The organism is Kitasatospora sp. NPDC059462 (assembly GCF_042749955.1).
Lineage (GTDB): Bacteria > Actinomycetota > Actinomycetes > Streptomycetales > Streptomycetaceae > Kitasatospora.
Window position 1 is genome coordinate 1 of the sequence record NZ_JBHYUU010000022.1, and the last position, 17,481, is coordinate 17,481.

A 17,481-nucleotide genomic window follows, 5' to 3' on the forward strand; every position below is an offset into this window, starting at 1 on the left:
GGCGGCGGTGGTGGCGTTGCGCAGCCGGGCGATCCGTTCGATCGCGGGTGACGGCGGGATGGCGTCGGTGCCGTTGGCGGTGGCGGAGGTGGAGGAGTTGATCGGGCGCTGGGGTGGTGAGTTGGAGGTTGCGGCGGTCAACGGTCCGTCGTCGACGGTGGTGTCCGGGGCGGCTTCGGCGATCGCGGCGCTGGTGGCGTGGGGTGAGGAGCGGGAGGTGCGGGTGCGGCGGGTTCCGGTGGACTACGCCTCGCATTCCGCGCGGGTGGAGCCTTTGGAGGCCGAACTGCTCGCTCTGCTGGGCGGGATCGTGCCGAGGGAGTCGTCGGTGCCGTTCTACTCGACGGTGACCGGTGGCCGGGTGGACACCCGGACGCTGGACGCCGGGTACTGGTTCCGTAATCTGCGGGGCCGGGTGCGTTTCGAGGAGACCGTCCAGGCCCTGGCCGAGGAGGGTTTCACGACGTTCGTGGAGTCCAGTGCGCATCCGGTGCTGACGGTCGGTGTCCAGGAGACGCTGGCCGGCCGTCCGGACACGCTCGTCACCGGCACCCTGCGCCGCAATCGTGAGGACGACCGGCCGCTGCTGCAGGCGCTGGCCGCCGTCGAACTGCACGGCCACCGTCTGGACTGGCCCGTCACCGCGCCCGCGACCCCGCCCGGCCTGCCCACCTACCCCTTCCAGCACCGCCACTACTGGCTCGACGCCCCCACCGCCACCGGCGGCCCGGACGCCTCCGCCCACCCGCTGCTCGGCGCGACCGTCGAACGGGCCGACGACGGCGGACTGCTCCTCAGCGGCCGCCTCTCGCCGCGCAGCCACCCCTGGCTGGCCGAGCACACCGTCTCCGGCACCGCGCTGTTCCCCGGCACCGGATTCGCCGAACTGGCCCTGGCCACCGCCGCGTCCGCCGGATCGCCCGGCGTGGACGAACTCGTCCTGCTGGCACCGCTGACCCTCGGCGAGGCGGCGCTCGACCTCCAGGTCCTCGCCCCGGCCGCCGACGAGGACGGCCGGCGCACCTTCGACGTCTACTCGCGGCCCGAGCACGGCGGCGCCGGCGACTGGACCCACCACGCCACCGGCACCCTCGCCGCCGAAGCGGCCGAGCCCGCCGAACCCGCCACCCCCGCCGAGGAGTTCCCCGCCGACTGGCCCCCGGCGGGCGCCACCCTCCTCGACCTCGCCGACGCCGAACGCAGGTTCACCGCCGCCGAGGTCGGCTACGGCCCGACCTACCGGGGCCTGCGCGCCGCCTGGCAGCAGGGCGACACCCTCTACGCCGAGGTCGAACTCCCCGAGGCCGCCCACCCGGACGCCGCCCGCTACGGCATCCACCCCGCCCTGCTGGACGCCGCCCTCCAGGCGGAGGCCGCGGCGGGCGGCCCGGACCGCCCCGCGGTGCTGCGGCTGCCGTTCGCCTGGAACGGCCTCGGCCTGCACGCCGTCGGCGCCACCGTGCTGCGGGTGCGCCTGGACCGCCTGGACGAGGACACCCTCGGCGTCCTGGCCGTCGACCCCGAGGGCACCCCCGTGCTCACCGTCGCCACCCTGGTGCTGCGCCCGGTGGACGCCGGCCGGCTGACCGTCCCCGCCCCCCGGGGCTCGGCCCGGCCCACCCGCACCCCGGCCCGCCGGGCCGCCGGACGCACGGCGGGGGAGGACGGCGCCGCCGAGCGCCTCCGCCGGCTGTCCGCCGCCGAGCTGGAGCGGCACCTGCGCGAGCTGGTGCGGGCCGAGGTCGCCACCGTCCTCGGCTACGCCACCACCGCGGAGCTCGACCCCGACCGGGCCTTCCGGGACCTCGGTTTCGAGTCCCTCACCGCCGTCCAGCTCCGCGACCGGGTCGCCGCCGCCACCGGACTCAAGCTGCCGCCGACCCTGGTGTTCAACCACCCCAGCCCGCGGGCCCTCGCCGAGCACCTCGGCGAGCTGGTGCGGCAGAGCGGCGGCGCGCCCGCCGCCGCGCCCGCCCGCACCCGCGCCGCCGCCGACGAACCCCTCGCGATCATCGGGATGGCGTGCCGTTATCCGGGTGGGGTGGGGTCGCCGGAGGAGCTGTGGCGGCTGGTGGCCGAGGGGCGGGACGCGATCTCGGAGTTCCCGGCGGACCGGGGCTGGGACCTGGAGGCGCTGTACGACCCGGATCCGGAGCGCACCGGGACGGCCTACACCCGGCACGGCGGCTTCCTGGCCGGCGCCGCCGACTTCGACCCCGCGTTCTTCGGCATCAACCCGCGTGAGGCCGTCGCGATGGACCCGCAGCAGCGGCTGCTGCTGGAGGCGTCCTGGGAGGCGCTGGAGAGCGCCGGGCTGGACCCGGCCGCGCTGCGCGCCACCCCGGTCGGCGTCTTCACCGGCCTGATCTACACCGAGTACGGCGGCCGGGTGCGCGGCTCCGCCCCGGAGGCGGAGGGCTACCTCGGCACCGGCAGCGCGGGCAGCGTGGCCTCGGGGCGGATCGCCTACACCTACGGGTTCGAGGGCCCGGCGGTGACGGTGGACACCGCCTGCTCCTCCTCGCTGGTCGCCCTGCACCTCGCGGGCCAGGCCCTGCGCTCCGGTGAGTGCAGCCTCGCCCTGGTCGGCGGCGCCACCGTGATGTCCACCCCGGACACCCTGATCGAGTTCAGCCGCCAGCGCGGCCTGTCGCCGGACGGCCGCTGCCGGGCCTTCGCGTCCGGCGCCGACGGCACCGGCTTCGCCGAGGGCGTCGGACTGCTGCTGGTCGAACGGCTCTCGGACGCCCGCGCCAACGGCCACCCCGTCCTGGCGGTGGTGCGCGGCACGGCGGTCAACCAGGACGGTGCCTCGAACGGTCTGACGGCGCCGAACGGTCCTTCGCAGGAGCGGGTGATCCGGGCGGCGCTGGCGTCGGCGGGCCTGGGTGCGGCGGACGTGGACGTGGTGGAGGCGCACGGGACGGGGACGCGGCTGGGTGATCCGATCGAGGCGCAGGCGCTGCTGGCGACGTACGGTCAGGAGCGCCCGGACGGGCGGCCGTTGTGGCTGGGGTCGGTGAAGTCCAACATCGGGCATGCCCAGGCGGCGGCCGGGGTGGCGGGTGTGATCAAGATGGTGCAGGCGCTGCGGCACGGGGTGCTGCCGGCCACCCTGCACATCGACGAGCCGACCGGCGCCGTGGAGTGGGAGAGCGGCGCGGTGGAACTGCTGCGCGAGCCCGTCGCCTGGGCGCCGGGGGAGCGGCCGCGCCGGGCCGGCGTCTCCGCCTTCGGCATGAGCGGCACCAATGCGCACGTGATCCTGGAGGAGGCCCCGGCCACCGCGGCCGCCGACCCGGCCCCGGTCGCGGGCCCCGTGCTCCTGTCGGCGCGTTCCGAGGCGGCGCTGGGCGCGGCGGCGGAGCGGCTGGCGGACTGGCTGGAGGGCGCGGGCGCGCAGACCGGGCTGGCCGAGGTCGCCGCCTGGACGCTGACCCGGGGCGCCCGGCACGGGTACGGCGCCGCCGTCGTCTCGGACGAGCGCGCCGAGGTGGTGGCCGCGCTGCGGGCCCTGACCGATCATCCGGCGGTGGTGGCGGGGCGGTTGGCGTCGTCGCCGGGTGGGGTGGTGCTGGTGTTCCCGGGTCAGGGGTCGCAGTGGGTGGGGATGGGGGTGGCGTTGGCGGAGTCGTCGCCGGTGTTCGCGCAGTGGCTGGCGCGGGCGGGTGAGGCTCTGGAGCCTCATGTGGAGTGGAGGTTGGAGGAGGCGCTGCGGGATCCGGTGTTGTTGGAGCGGGTCGATGTGGTGCAGCCGGTGTTGTGGGCGGTGATGGTGTCGCTGGCGGGGTTGTGGCGGTCGTTGGGGTTGCCGGTGGGTGCGGTGGTGGGGCATTCGCAGGGTGAGATCGCGGCGGCGGCGGTGGCGGGGGCGTTGAGTCTGGAGGATGCGGCGGCGGTGGTGGCGTTGCGCAGCCGGGCGATCCGTTCGATCGCGGGTGACGGCGGGATGGCGTCGGTGCCGTTGGCGGTGGCGGAGGTGGAGGCGTTGATCGGGCGTTGGGGTGGTGAGTTGGAGGTTGCGGCGGTCAACGGTCCGTCGTCGACGGTGGTGTCCGGGGCGGCTTCGGCGATCGCGGCGCTGGTGGCGTGGGGTGAGGAGCGGGAGGTGCGGGTGCGGCGGGTTCCGGTGGACTACGCCTCGCATTCCGCGCGGGTGGAGCCTTTGGAGGCCGAGCTGCTCGCTCTGCTGGGCGGGATCGTGCCGAGGGAGTCGTCGGTGCCGTTCTACTCGACGGTGACCGGTGGCCGGGTGGACACCCGGACGCTGGACGCCGGGTACTGGTTCCGTAATCTGCGGGGCCGGGTGCGTTTCGAGGAGACCGTCCGTGTGCTGGCCGAGGAGGGTTTCACGACGTTCGTGGAGTCCAGTGCGCATCCGGTGCTGACGGTCGGTGTCCAGGAGACGCTGGCCGGGCGCCCGGACACGCTCGTCACCGGTACTTTGCGCCGCAACCGTGAGGACGACCGGCCGCTGTTGCAGGCGCTGGCCGCCGTCGAACTGCACGGCCACCGTCTGGACTGGCCCGTCACCGCGCCCGCGACCCCGCCCGGCCTGCCCACCTACCCCTTCCAGCACCGCCACTACTGGCTCGACCCGGCCCCGGACATCAGCGATCCCGGCCACCTCGGCCTGCACAGCGCCGACCATCCGCTGCTGGGCGCCACCACCGACCTCCCGGACGGCACCGCGCTCTACACCAGCAGCCTCTCCACCGGCACCCACCCCTGGCTGCTCGACCACGCCGTCACCGGCACCCCGCTGCTGCCCGCCACCGCGCTGGTCGAGCTCGCCCTGCACGCCGGCCACCGCGCCGCCGTCCCGGCCCTGGCCGAACTGACCCTGGAGGCCCCGCTGGTGCTCGGCGCCGGGGCCGTCCACCTGCAGACCACCGTGCAGCCCCCGGACGACGACGGCGCCCGCGCGCTGGCCGTCCACTCCCGCCCGGCCGCCGCCGGACCCCAGGAGCCCTGGACCCGGCACGCCACCGCCCTGCTGCTCCCGGAGCAGCCCGCGGCGCACCCGGAGGAGTGGACGTCCGGCGCCTGGCCGCCGCCCGGCGCCACGCCCGTCGATCCGGCCGCCCTCTACCCGGGCCTCGCCGACCGGGGCTACGACTACGGCCCGGCCTTCCAGGGCGTCCGCGCCCTGTGGCGCGCCGGCGACACCCTCTACGCCGAGGTCGAACTCCCGGAGGCCGCCCACCCGGACGCCGCCCGCTACGGCATCCACCCCGCCCTGCTCGACGCCACCCTCCACCCGCTGGCCGCCGACGACACCGGCACCGACGGCGACCGGGGGACGGCGCTCCCCTTCGCCTGGACCGGCGTCACGCTCGCCGCCACGGCCGCCACCGGCCTGCGCGTGCGGCTGACCCGGCACGGCACGGACTCGCTGGCGCTGAGCGCCGTCGACCCGGCCGGCGGGCCGGTGGTCTCCGCCGAGCGGATCGCCCTGCGCCCGCTCGCCCCCGGCGCCCTCGCCGCCGCCGGCCCGGCCGGACGCCCGGACGGCCTGTACCACCTGGACTGGACGCCCGTCGCCCCGCAGCCCGCGGAGCGCGCCGAGTGGTCCGACCTGCCCGAGTACCGTCTCGACACCGAACCGGCCGACCCCGCCACCCTGTTCACCGCCGACCCGCCCGCCACCGCGGTCCTGCCGCTCACCCTGCCCGAGCACCCGGACCTCGGGACCGCCACCGCCGCACTGCTCGGCTTCGTGCAGCGCTGGCTCGCCCAGGAGCACCTGGCCGGCACCCGGCTGGCCGTGCTGACCCGCGACGCCCAGAGCACCGACCCCGCCGACCGCCCGGTCGAGCCGGTCGCGGCCGCCCTGTGGGGCCTGCTGCGCAGCGCCCAGACCGAGCACCCCGGCCGGCTGCGCCTGCTGGACACCGACGGGCACCCCGGATCCCGGGACGCGCTGGCCGCGGCCCTCACCCTGGACGAGCCCCAACTCGCGCTGCGCCGGGGCGCGGTGCTCACCCCGGCGGTCGTGCCGCTGCCCGCCCGGCCCGAGCTCCTGGCCCCGGGCGACGGACCCTGGCGGCTCGCCCCCACCGGCGACACCCTGGACGGGCTGGCCCTGGTCCCCGCCCCGGACGCCGACCGCCCGCTCGGCCCCGGCGAGGTGCGGATCGCCGTGCGCGCCGCCGGGCTGAACTTCCGGGACGTGCTGATCACCCTCGGCGTCTACCCGGACCGCGCCCTGCTCGGCACCGAGGCGGCCGGCGTGGTCACCGCCGTCGGCCCGGAGGTCACCGGCCTGGCGCCCGGCGACCGGGTCACCGGCCTGGTCTCCGGCGGCATCGGCCCGGTCGCCGTCACCGACCACCGGCTGCTGGCCCGCATCCCGGCCGGCTGGACCTTCGCCCAGGCCGCCGCCGTCCCCGCCGCCTACCTGACCGCCCACTACGCCCTGGTCGACCTGGCCGGGCTCCGCGCCGGGGAGCGCCTGCTGGTGCACTCGGCGGCCGGCGGGGTCGGCATCGCCGCCGTCCAGCTCGCCACCCACCTCGGCGCCGAGGTGTACGGGACGGCCGGGCCCGGCAAGTGGGACACCCTCGCCGCGCTCGGCATCGACCCGGAGCGCACCGCCTCCTCCCGCACCCTCGACTTCGAGGGACGGTTCCTGGCCGCCACCGACGGCGCCGGGGTGGACGTCGTGCTGAACTCCTTCACCGGGGACTTCGTCGACGCCTCCCTGCGGCTGCTGCCGCGCGGCGGCCGCTTCGTCGAGATGGGCAAGGCCGACCTGCGCGACCCGCAGCGGATCGCCGAGCTGCACCCCGGCGTGCGCTACCGCTCCTTCGACCTGCTGGAGGCCGGCCCGCAGCGGATCGGCGAGCTGCTGGCCGAACTGCTGTCGCTGTTCGAGCGCGGGGCGCTGACCCTGCCGCCGGTCACCGTCTGGCCGGTCGCCCGCGCCGGGGAGGCGCTGCGCCACCTCGCCCAGGCCCGGCACACCGGCAAGGTGGTGGTGAGCGTCCCGGCGCCGCTCGACCCGGAGGGCACCGTCCTGGTCACCGGCGGCACCGGCACCCTGGGCGCGCTGACCGCCCGGCACCTGGTGGCCGAACACGGCGTCCGGCACCTGCTGCTGGCCGGGCGCCGGGGCCCGGAGGCCGCCGGCGCGGCCGAGCTGGCCGCCGAACTCGCCGCACTGGGCGCCGAGGTGACCCTCGCCGCGGTGGACGTCGCCGACCGGGCCGCGCTGGCCGCGCTGCTCGACGCCGTGCCCGCCGAGCATCCGCTGACCCTGGTGGTGCACACCGCGGGGGTGCTGGCCGACGGCGTCCTGGAGGCCCTCGACCCGGCCGCCCTGGAGACCGTGCTCGCCCCCAAGGCCCGGGCCGCCCGGCACCTGGACGAGCTGACCCGGGACGCCGACCTCTCCGGCCTGCTGCTGTTCTCCTCCGTCTCCGGCGTGCTCGGCGGCGGCGGACAGGCCAACTACGCCGCCGCCAACGCCTACCTGGACGCCCTCGCCCAGCGCCGCGCCGCCGAGGGCCTGCCCGCGACCTCGCTGGCCTGGGGCCTGTGGCAGCGGGCCAGCGGCCTCACCGGGCAGCTCACCGACGGCGACCGGGCCCGGCTGGCCCGCGGCGGCCTGGTGCCGCTGGCCGACCGGGAGGGCCTGGCCCTGCTGGACGCGGCCCGCGCCACCGGCCGGGCGGCCGTGGTCACCAGCCGCTTCGACCTGCGGGCGGGCCGGGCCGCCGGGAGCGTGCCCCCGCTGCTGCGCTCGCTGGCGGGTGCCCCCGTCCGGCGCAGCGCCGCCGGGTCCGCCGCCGCGCCCGCCGCCGGGTCCGCGGCCCCGCTGCAGGCGAGGCTGGCCGGCCTCGACCCGGCCGGGCGCGCGGAGGCCCTGCTCCAGCTGGTGCTGGCCCAGGCCGCCGCCGTCCTCGGCCACGGCACGGCCGCCACCGTCGCCCCCGACCAGGCCTTCAAGGAGATCGGCTTCGACTCGCTGACCGCCGTCGAACTGCGCAACCGCCTCGGTGCGGCCACCGGCCTGCGGCTGGCGCCGACCACGGTGTTCGACCATCCGACCCCGGCGGCGCTGGCCGGCCACCTGCACCGCGCCCTGGCCCCCGGCGACGAGGCCCCGCAGGACCCGCTGCTGGCCGAACTCGACCGGCTGGAGGCTCTGCTGCCCGCACTGGCCGCCGCGGAGAGCGTCCGCGGAAAGGTCGGACGGCGGCTGCGCGAGCTGCTCTGGCGGCTCGACGACGGCCCGGCCGAGGCCGGCGGCGAGCGCGCCGGGGACCTCGCCGAGGACCTCGCCGGGGCCAGCGACGACGAACTGTTCGCCGCGCTCGACGACGAACTCAACCACCCCGGAACGGAGCTCTGAGATGCCCGGGACGACCGGATCGACCGCCGCCCCCGGCGGCACCGAGGAGCGGCTGCGCGACTACCTGCGCCGCGCGACCGCCGACCTGCGCCAGGCCAGGCGCCGGATCGAGGCCCTGGAGGAGCGGGCCCACGAGCCGATCGCGATCGTCGGCATGGCCTGCCGGCTGCCCGGCGGCGTGCGCACCCCCGAGGACCTGTGGCAGCTGCTCGCCGAGGGCCGGGACGCGGTCGGCGACTTCCCCGCCGACCGCGGCTGGGACCTCGACGCGCTGTTCGACGAGGACCCGGCCACCCCCGGCACCTCCTACGCCCGCCAGGGCGGGTTCCTGGACGGCGCGGGGGAGTTCGACGCCGCCTTCTTCGGCCTGGGCCCGCGCGAGGCGCTGGCCATGGACCCGCAGCAGCGGCTGCTGCTGGAGACGGCGTGGCGCGCCTTCGAGTCCGCCGCGATCGACCCGGCCGGCCTGCGCGGCAGCCGCACCGGCGTGTACGTCGGCATGATCGGCCAGGACTACGCCCCGCGCCCGCACGAGGTGGCCGGCGAACTCGACGGCCACTTCATGACCGGCAACGCCGGCTCCGTGGCCTCCGGCCGGCTCGCCTACCACTTCGGCCTGCACGGGCCGGCCCTGACCGTCGACACCGCCTGCTCGTCCTCGCTGGTCGCGATGCACCTGGCCGCCCGTTCGCTGCGCTCGGGCGAGAGCGACCTGGCCCTGGCCGGCGGCGCCTGCGTGCTCGCCCACCCGAGGGTGTTCCTGGAGTTCAGCCGCCAGCGCGGACTGGCCCCGGACGGCCGGTGCAAGGCCTTCGCGGCGGGCGCCGACGGCACCGGGCTCGCCGAGGGCGTCGGCCTGCTGCTGCTGGAGCGCCTCTCCGACGCCCGCGCCCACGGCCACCGGGTGCTCGCCGTGCTGCGCGGCTCGGCCGTCAACCAGGACGGGCCCAGCAACGGGCTCACCGCCCCCAGCGGACCGGCGCAGGAAGCGGTCATCCGGGAGGCCCTGGCCGACGCCCGGCTCACCCCCGGCCAGATCGACGCGGTCGAGGCGCACGGCACCGGCACCACCCTCGGCGACCCGATCGAGGCGAGCGCCCTGCTCGCCGTGTACGGCCGGGCCGAGCGCGAACGCCCGCTGCGGCTCGGCTCGTTGAAGTCCAACATCGGTCACACCCAGGCCGCCGCCGGGGTGGCCGGGGTGATCAAGCTGATCCTCTCGCTGCGGCACGACACCCTGCCGGCCAGCCTCCACCTGGACGCGCCCACCCCGCACGTCGACTGGTCCCGGGGAGCGGTCGAGCTGCTCACCGGGGCGGCGCCCTGGCCGCGCGGGGAGCACCCGCGCCGGGCCGCCGTCTCCTCCTTCGGGATCAGCGGCACCAACGCCCACCTCGTCCTGGAGGAGGCCCCGCAGGCCCCGCAGCCCCCGCAGGCGCCGCCCGCCGACCCCGGCGCCGCTCCCGCCGGGCGGCCCTGGCTGCTCACCGCCCGCACCCCCGCGGCGCTCGGCGAACACGCGCTGGCGCTCGCCGCGCACGCCGAGGCCGGCGCGGCCGGGAACCCGCAGGAGACCGCCCACTGGCTCCGGCACGGCCGGGCCCGGTTCCCGCACCGGGCCGCCGTGCTCACCGACCGCCCCGAGGAGATCGCCCCCGCCCTGCGCGCCCTGGCCGCCGGGCGCGCGCACCCCGCCCTGGTGCGCGGAACCGCCGCCGCCCCCGCCAGGGCCGCCTGGACCTTCTCCGGCCAGGGCGCCCAGTCCGCCGGGATGGGCCGCGAACTCCACGCCGAGCACCAGGAGTTCGCCAAGGCGCTGGACGAGGTCTGCGACGCCCTCGACCCCCATCTCGAACGCCCGCTGCGGGACGTCATGTTCGCCGAGCCGGGCACCCCCGAGGCCGCCCTGCTGGACCGCACCCGCTACACCCAGCCGGCCCTGTTCGCCCACCAGACCGCCCTGGCCCGGCTGCTCGGCACCCGGCTGCCGCCCCCGGTCGCGGTGCTGGGCCACTCGCTCGGCGAACTGTCCGCGGCCCACCTGGCCGGGGTGTTCGACCTGGAGTCGGCGGCCGCCCTGGTCGCCGCCCGGGCCCGGCTGATGGACGAACTGCCCGCCGGCGCCGGCGCCATGCTCTCCGTCCAGGCCTCCGAGGAACGGCTCGCCGAACTGCTCGCGCCGTACGCCGGCGCGCTGGACCTGGCCGCCGTCAACGGGCCCGCCTCGACCGTGGTCTCCGGCGACACCGCCGCGGTCGACCGGCTCGACCGGGAGCTGACCGCGCTCGGGCTGCGCACCCGCCGGCTGCGGGTCTCGCACGCCTTCCACTCCGCCCAGCTGGACCCGGTGCTCGAACGCTTCCACGCCGAGGCGCGGCGGATCGGCTACCGCGCCCCGGACCTGCCGGTGATCAGCAACCTCACCGGCGAGGCCGCCGACCCGCAGCGGATCGCCGGGCCCGACTACTGGACCGAGCAGATCCGCGCCACCGTCCGCTTCGACCGGGGCGTGCGCACCCTGCGCGACCGCTACGGCGTCACCGCCTACCTGGAGCTCGGTCTGCACGGCACGCTCAGCGCGCTGACGGCCGCGATCCACCCCGAGGCCGCCCACCTGGCCGCGCAGCTGCGCGAACGGCCCCAGCCGAGGGCGCTCGCGGCCGCGCTGGCCGGGGCCGAGGTGCACGGGCTCCCGGTCTCCGGCCCGGCCGGCCCGGCGCCCGCCGCCGACCCCGACACCGTGCCCGGCCACCCCTTCGCCCGCACCGCCTACTGGCTGGCCACCCCCGGCCCGTCCGGCGCCGCCCCGGCCGGGGCGCCCGTCGAGGGCGCGGACGGCCCGCCCGCCGACGGGCCCGCCGCCGACGACCCGGACGCCCTGCTGCGCCGCTGGGCGGCGGCCGGCCCCCCGGACCGCACCGCCCTGCTGCTGGCCGTGGTCCGGGAGCACGCCGCGGCCGCCCTCGGCCACCCCGACCCGGCGCAGATCGGCGAACGGGAACGCTTCCAGGACCTCGGCTTCTCCTCCTTCAGCGTCCTGGACCTGCGCAACCGGCTCGGCGCCGCCACCGGGCTCACCCTGCCCCCGGTGGTCGCCTTCGACCACCCCACTCCGGCCGAACTGGCCGGCCACCTCGACCACCTGCTGGCCGAGTCCGCCCTGCCCGCCTCCTGACCACACAACCCGCCGAACCCCCAGAGGAGCGAAACCCGGTCATGCGCGTCGGAATCACCTACCTCAGCATCTCCCCGTCGGTGGACCGGGAGTCCGCCCGCCGGAAGTACCTGGACTTCGCCCGGCAGGTCGAATGGGCCAATGACCGGGGCTTCTCCGGCATCTGGGTCACCGAACACCACTTCTCCGGCTACAGCCTCAGCTCCTCGCCGCTGCTGCTGCTCGGCCGGGCCGCCGGGCTCGCCCCCGACCTGCGGATCGGCACCGGGATCCTGGTGCTGCCGCTGTGGGACCCGGTCCGGCTGGTCGCCGACGTCAACACCCTCGACCAGCTGTCCGGCGGACGGCTGGACCTGGGCATCGGCCGCGGCTACCAGCCGCACGAGTTCCTCGGCTTCGGCCGCGACCTCGACCACAGCCGGGCCGCCTTCGAGGAGTCCACCGATCTGCTGCTGCGGCTGCTCACCGAGAACGAGGTCACCCACAAGGGGGAGTTCCACCGGATCGATGCCCCGGTGACCGTCCTGCCGCCCTCCCACCAGACCCCGCATCCGCCGATCTGGGCCGCCGCGGTGTCACCGGAGTCCACCCGCTTCGCCGTCCGGCGCGGCTTCCACCTGCTCGGCCTGGCCCTGTCGACCCCGGACGAACTGGCCGCCCAGTGGCGGACGGTGAACACCCTGGCGGCCGAGGAGGGCGTCGCGGCCGAGGGCCTGGAGTACGCGGTCAACCGGTTCGTGCACATCGGCACCGACCCGGCCGGGCGCCGGGCCGCCGCCCGTGAGGTCGCCCGGCAGATCCGGACCTCCCAGGCGCTGGCCGAGGGCGCCTACCCGACCGGCGGCGTCCCGCCGCTGCCCGTCGCCGTCGACCCGGCCGACGAGGAGTTCGCCTCCGAGCGGCTGCTGGCCGGCTCGCCCGAGCAGATCGTCGACCAGCTGCGCGAGCTCGCCGCTGTCGGCGTCACTCAGGTCAACGCCGCCTTCGAGTACGGCACCCTGCCCGCCGAGACGGCCTTCGCCGCGATGCGCACCTTCGCCGCCGAGGTGCTCCCGGCCCTGCGGGAGCTGCCCGTGCGCCGCTGAGCCCCGGCACGCCGAAGGGGGTGGGACACCGCGACGGTGTCCCACCCCCCTTCGGCGCGGCCGGACGGTCAGCCGCGGTCCAGACCGGCGAGCTCGGCCAGCCGGCTGTAGGACTCCCGGCGGTCCTGCGGGTCGTAGGTGTTCGCCACCACCATCACCTCGTCGGCGCCGGACTCGGCCACGAAGGCCTTCAGCTTCGCCGCCACCGTGGCGGGCCCGCCGACCACCTCGGCCCGCAGGTCGTTCAGCGGCGGGGTGCGCTGGGCGACCTGCTCCGCCGGGGTCGGCCGGTGGGCCAGGGCCTGGTCGACGGGCAGCAGCGGCGACGGGTTGCCCGTCGCGTGCTGCGCGAGCGCCAGGCGCCACGGGGTGGCCAGCTCGTCGGCGTGCCGGTCGTCCCGGCCCACCACCACGGTCAGCGCCAGGATCGCCCACGGCCGCGCGCCCTCGTGGGCCGGGACGAACTGCTCCCGGTAGCGGCGCAGCGCGGTGAAGGCGTTGACCGGGTTCTGGTAGGCCGCCAGGTACCCGTAGCCCAGGCCCAGCCGGGCCGCCGTGCCCGCCGAGGCGGGGCTGCCGCCGAGCAGGAACACCTGCGGCAGCGGCGCGTCCCGGGGCACCGCCCTGACCCCGGCCAGCTCGTGGCCCTCCGGGAGGGGGGTGCGCCCCCCGAACGCCAGCAGCTGCGCCAGCTGGCCGTTGAAGACCTCCGGGGCGAGCGAGGAACGCTGGAGCACGGCGGCGGTCGGCCCGTGCTCGGTGCCGGTGGACCGGCCGATGCCGAGGTCGATCCGGCCGGGGTGCAGCGCCTCCAGGGTCTGGAACTGCTCCGCGACGTGCAGCGGCGAGTGGTTGGGCAGCAGCATGCCCCCGGCGCCGATCCGCAGCCGGGTGGTGCGGGCCGCCAGGTGTGCGATGACGATCTCGGGCGCCGAGATGCCCACCGCCGCCTGGGCGTGGTGCTCGGCCACCCAGTACCGGCTGAAGCCCAGCTCCTCGACGTGCACGGCGAGCCGGGTGGCCTCCTGGAGCAGCTCGGCGCTGCCGGTGCCGGCCCGGCGGGGGCCCTGGTCGAGGACGGAGAACGCGGTCATGCCTGTTTCCTCAGGAGTCGGCCCCCGACACGCCGGGGGCGGGTGGATCGGGTGCGGGGCGCGCCGGCGGTCACACGACGGCCGGCGCCGGGTAGGGGTGCGGCACGCCGAAGTGCTCGCGCAGCGTGCTGCCCCGGTAGGCGGAGCGGTAGATCCCGCGCTTCTGCAGGATCGGCACCACCAGCTCGACGAAGGCCTGCAGACCGTCGGCGAACACGTCCGGCATCAGGGTGAAGCCGTCCGCCGCGCCCGAGGCGAACCACTCCTCGGCGACGTCGGCGACGTGCTCGGGCGTGCCGACCGCCTCGATGTGCGCCCCCCGCCAGGGCGCGTGGCCCGCCAGCTCGTCCAGCCGCCGCAGCCGCTCCAGCGCCTCGCGCCGGCTGTCGGCCACGGTGGTCATCAGGCCGGGCAGGATCTTGACCGACCGGGGGTCGCGGCCGTGCCGCTCGGCCCGGGCCCGGACGTCGCCGGCGTAGGCGTGCGCGACGTCCGGCGTCTTGGCCCCGGAGAACACCACGTCCGCCGTCCGCCCGGCCAGTTCGCGCCCCGGCTCGGAGGCACCGGCCTGCACCACCAGCGGGTGGCCCTGGGCGGAGGGCGGCAGCGGCAGCGGCCCGCGCACGCTGAAGTGCGCCCCCTGGTGGGATATCGGCCGCAGCCGCCGCGGGTCGGTGAAGCGGCCGGTGCGCACGTCCGCCACCAGCGCCTCCGGCTCCCAGCTGCGCCACAGCGCCTTGACGATGTCGACGAACTCCTCGGCGCGCGCGTACCGGTCGGTGCGCGGCGCCAGCCCGGTGCCGCCGAAGTTGGCCGCCACCTGCGGGATGTAGGTGGTGACGGCGTTCCAGCCGGCCCGGCCGCCGCTGAGCACGTCGAGCGACTTGAAGCGGCGGGCGATGTTGTACGGCTCGTTGGAGGTGGTGGAGGCGGTGGCGATCAGGCCGATCCGGGAGGTGGCGCCGGCGATCGCGGTGAGGAGCAGGGTCGGCTCGTGGTAGTACGCGCCGTGCGGGCTGAAGTCGACGTCACCGAAGACCCCGGGGGTGTCGGAGAGGAACACCGCGTCCATCAGGCCGCGTTCGGCGAGCTGCGCGGCGGCCACCCAGGTCTCCACCCGGGCGAAGCCGTACGGATCGGAGCCGGACACCCGCCAGGCGGCGGGGTGCACGCCCATGGCGCTGCCGACCATGTGGAGGTTGAGGTGGAGCTCGCGTTCGGTGCTCATGGGGCCTTCCCGGGGTTCGGGCCGTCCAGTCGGGGGACGGCGTCCAGCAGCTGGCGGGTGTAGGGGTGACGCGGTGCGGTGAGGACCTCGGTGACGTCCCCGGACTCGACGACCCCGCCGTCCTTCATCACCAGCACCTCGTCGGCGAGGTGGCGCACCACGCCGAGGTCGTGCGAGATGAACACGTAGGCGACGCCGAGCTCGGCCCGCAGCTCGGCCAGCAGGTCGAGGACCTGGGCCTGGACCGAGACGTCCAGGGCCGCCACCGGCTCGTCGAGCACGATGATCCGCGGGCGGGGGGCCAGTGCCCGGGCGATCGCCACCCGCTGGCGCTGCCCGCCGGACAGCGCGCGCGGACGGCGGTGCAGCAGGTCCGGGTCCAGTCCCACCTGGGCCATCAGCTCGGCGACCCGGCCAGCCCGCGCCGCCCGGGGCACGCCGGTGGCGGCCAGCGGCTCGGCGATGATCCGGGCGACCGGGTAGCGCGGGTCGAAGCTGCTGAGCGGGTCCTGGTGGACGACCTGGATCCGCCGGTGGAGGGCGCGCCGCGCGGTGCCGCGCAGGCCCTGCCAGGACTGCCCGTCCACCTCGACCCGTCCGGCGTCCGGCGGGGCCAGGCCCAGCAGCAGGCGCCCGGTGGTGCTCTTGCCGGAGCCGGACTCGCCCACGATGCCGAGCGTGCGGCCCTCGCGGAGGGTCAGCGAGACGTCCCGGACGGCGGCCACCGGGGCGTGGCCGGGGACGGCGAAGGACTTGCCGAGGCCCTCGGCGCGCAGCACCACCCGCTCCCCGGTGCGCGGGCGGGGCAGCTCGCTGCCCGCGCGCGGCCCGGAGAGCCGGGTGCCGCGCGCCCGCGGCCGGGGCACCGCGGCGAGCAGCCGCCGGGTGTACGGGTGCCCGGGCTCGGCCAGCACCTGGGCGGTGGGGCCCTGTTCGACCACTTCGCCGTCCTTCATCACCAGCACCCGGTCGGCGACCTGGGCCACCACCGCGAGGTCGTGGCTGATCAGCAGCAGGGCCCGGCCGGCCCGGCGCCGCTCGGCGAGCAGGTCCAGGATCTGCGCCTGGACGGTGACGTCCAGGGCGGTGGTCGGCTCGTCGGCGATCAGCAGGGCCGGATCGGCGGCGAGCGCGGAGGCGATCAGGGCCCGCTGGCGCAGGCCGCCGGACAGCTGGTGCGGGAACTGCCGGGCGCGCAGCTCCGGTTGGGGCACCCCCGCCTCGGAGAGCAGCCGCAGGACCCGCGCGGGCACCTCGGCGCGCGGCACGGTGCGGTGGGCGCGCAGCGCCTCGGCGATCTCGTCGCCGACCCGGCGCAGCGGGTCGAGCGAGACCAGCGCGTCCTGCAGCACGAAGCCGATCCGGCGCCCGCGCAGCGGCCGCCACTGCCGGCTGGTCAGCGCTCCGGCGTCGCGTCCGTCGATCCGGAAGGTCTCGGCGGCGGTGCGCGCGCCGCTCCCGGCCAGCCCGACCAGGCTGCGCGCGGTGACGCTCTTGCCGGAGCCGGACTCGCCGACCAGGGCGACGCTCTCGCCGACGCCGACGGTCAGCGACAGGCCGCGCACGGCGTTGACCGGACCGCGCGGGCCGGGGAAGGTGACGGTGAGGCCGCGCACCTCGACGACGGGCGGCGGCGGTTCCTGGGTGCGTCCGGCCGTGGGCTCCGGCCGCAGTTCGGTGCTCATCGGTGCCTCCGGGTGTCTCGTGCGCCGCGCCCGTTCATCGCGCCACCCGGCCTTCGGCCCGGTCCTGGAGCCACTGCCCGGCGGCCGAGACGGCCAGCACCGTGAGGGTGATCGCCGCGCCCGGGAAGACCGCCGTCCACCAGGCGACCTCGACGTAGTCGCCGCTGCCGGCGAGCATCGCGCCCCACTCGGCGGTGGGCGGCTGCGGGCCGAGTCCCAGGTAGCTGAGCGCGGAGCCGGTGACGATCATGCCGCCGACGCCGACGGTGGCGAGCGCCAGCAGCGGGCCGACGGCGTTCGGCACGATGTGCCGCAGGACCACCTGGAGCCGGGACCAGCCGAGCACGGTGGCCGCCTCGACGTAGTCGGTGCCGCGCACCCGCAGCACCTCGGCGCGCACCAGCCGGGCGTAGCCGGGCAGGGTGACCAGGGCGAGGCCGGCCACCAGGTTGCCGGTGCCGGTGCCCAGCACCGCGACCACCAGCAGCACCAGCAGCACGCCGGGGATGGACATCAGCACGTCCAGCGCCCGGGCGACGACCCCGTCGACGGCCCGCCCGCCCTGGGCGGCCAGGACGCCGACCACGGTGCCGGCCGCCAGCGCCAGGGCGGAGGCGGACAGGCCGATCAGCAGCGAGGGCCGGGCGCCGTGCACCACCCGGGAGTAGACGTCGCGTCCGTTCTCGTCGGTGCCCATCCAGTGCGCGGCCCCGGGGGGCAGCAGGCTGTCGGCGGCGTCGGCGGCGTCCGGGCCGGTGCCGGTGAACAGCCCGGGGGCGAGCGCGGCCAGCAGGAGGACGGCGCAGAGCGCGAGCCCGACGGCGGCGCCGGGCCTGATGCGGGGGACGACCACGGTTC

General features: G+C 77.1%; 6 protein-coding genes and 1 pseudogene. 3 read left to right on the top strand and 4 right to left on the bottom strand.

The annotated features are described in order from the left end of the window. Nucleotides 1–10: 10 nt before the first annotated feature. The 3 genes and pseudogenes from ACFXAM_RS08975 (at nucleotide 11) to ACFXAM_RS08985 (ending at nucleotide 12,616) form a co-directional block, all read left to right on the top strand. Complete coding sequence (locus ACFXAM_RS08975; protein WP_380288958.1) at nucleotides 11–8,356, top strand: SDR family NAD(P)-dependent oxidoreductase; 8,346 nt, start codon at nucleotides 11–13, stop codon at nucleotides 8,354–8,356. A 43-nt stretch (nucleotides 8,357–8,399) separates the two neighbouring features. After that, a pseudogene (locus tag ACFXAM_RS08980) lies at nucleotides 8,400–11,531 on the top strand (type I polyketide synthase); the annotation flags it as partial. A 41-nt stretch (nucleotides 11,532–11,572) separates the two neighbouring features. Then, on the top strand, nucleotides 11,573–12,616 hold the full coding sequence (locus ACFXAM_RS08985; RefSeq protein WP_380288960.1) for an LLM class flavin-dependent oxidoreductase: 1,044 nt from the start codon (nucleotides 11,573–11,575) through the stop codon (nucleotides 12,614–12,616). Nucleotides 12,617–12,684: 68 nt separating this feature from the next. On the opposite strand, the gene ACFXAM_RS08990 is transcribed toward ACFXAM_RS08985, so the two are convergent. The 4 genes from ACFXAM_RS08990 to ACFXAM_RS09005 form a co-directional block, all read right to left on the bottom strand. Then, complete coding sequence (locus ACFXAM_RS08990) at nucleotides 12,685–13,710, bottom strand: LLM class flavin-dependent oxidoreductase (protein ID WP_380288962.1); 1,026 nt, start codon at nucleotides 13,708–13,710, stop codon at nucleotides 12,685–12,687. A gap of 70 nt (nucleotides 13,711–13,780) precedes the next feature. Further along, nucleotides 13,781–14,938, bottom strand: a complete 1,158-nt coding sequence (locus ACFXAM_RS08995; protein ID WP_380288964.1) for an NtaA/DmoA family FMN-dependent monooxygenase — start codon at nucleotides 14,936–14,938, stop codon at nucleotides 13,781–13,783. Then, nucleotides 14,935–16,623 (bottom strand): dipeptide ABC transporter ATP-binding protein, encoded by a 1,689-nt coding sequence (locus tag ACFXAM_RS09000; protein ID WP_380288966.1) that lies wholly within the window; start codon nucleotides 16,621–16,623, stop codon nucleotides 14,935–14,937. The genes ACFXAM_RS08995 and ACFXAM_RS09000 overlap by 4 nt, the downstream gene beginning before the upstream one ends. 34 nt (nucleotides 16,624–16,657) lie before the next feature. Beyond that, a complete protein-coding gene (locus ACFXAM_RS09005; protein WP_380288968.1) occupies nucleotides 16,658–17,476 on the bottom strand; it encodes an ABC transporter permease in 819 nt (272 codons plus the stop codon). Nucleotides 17,477–17,481: the final 5 nt, after the last annotated feature.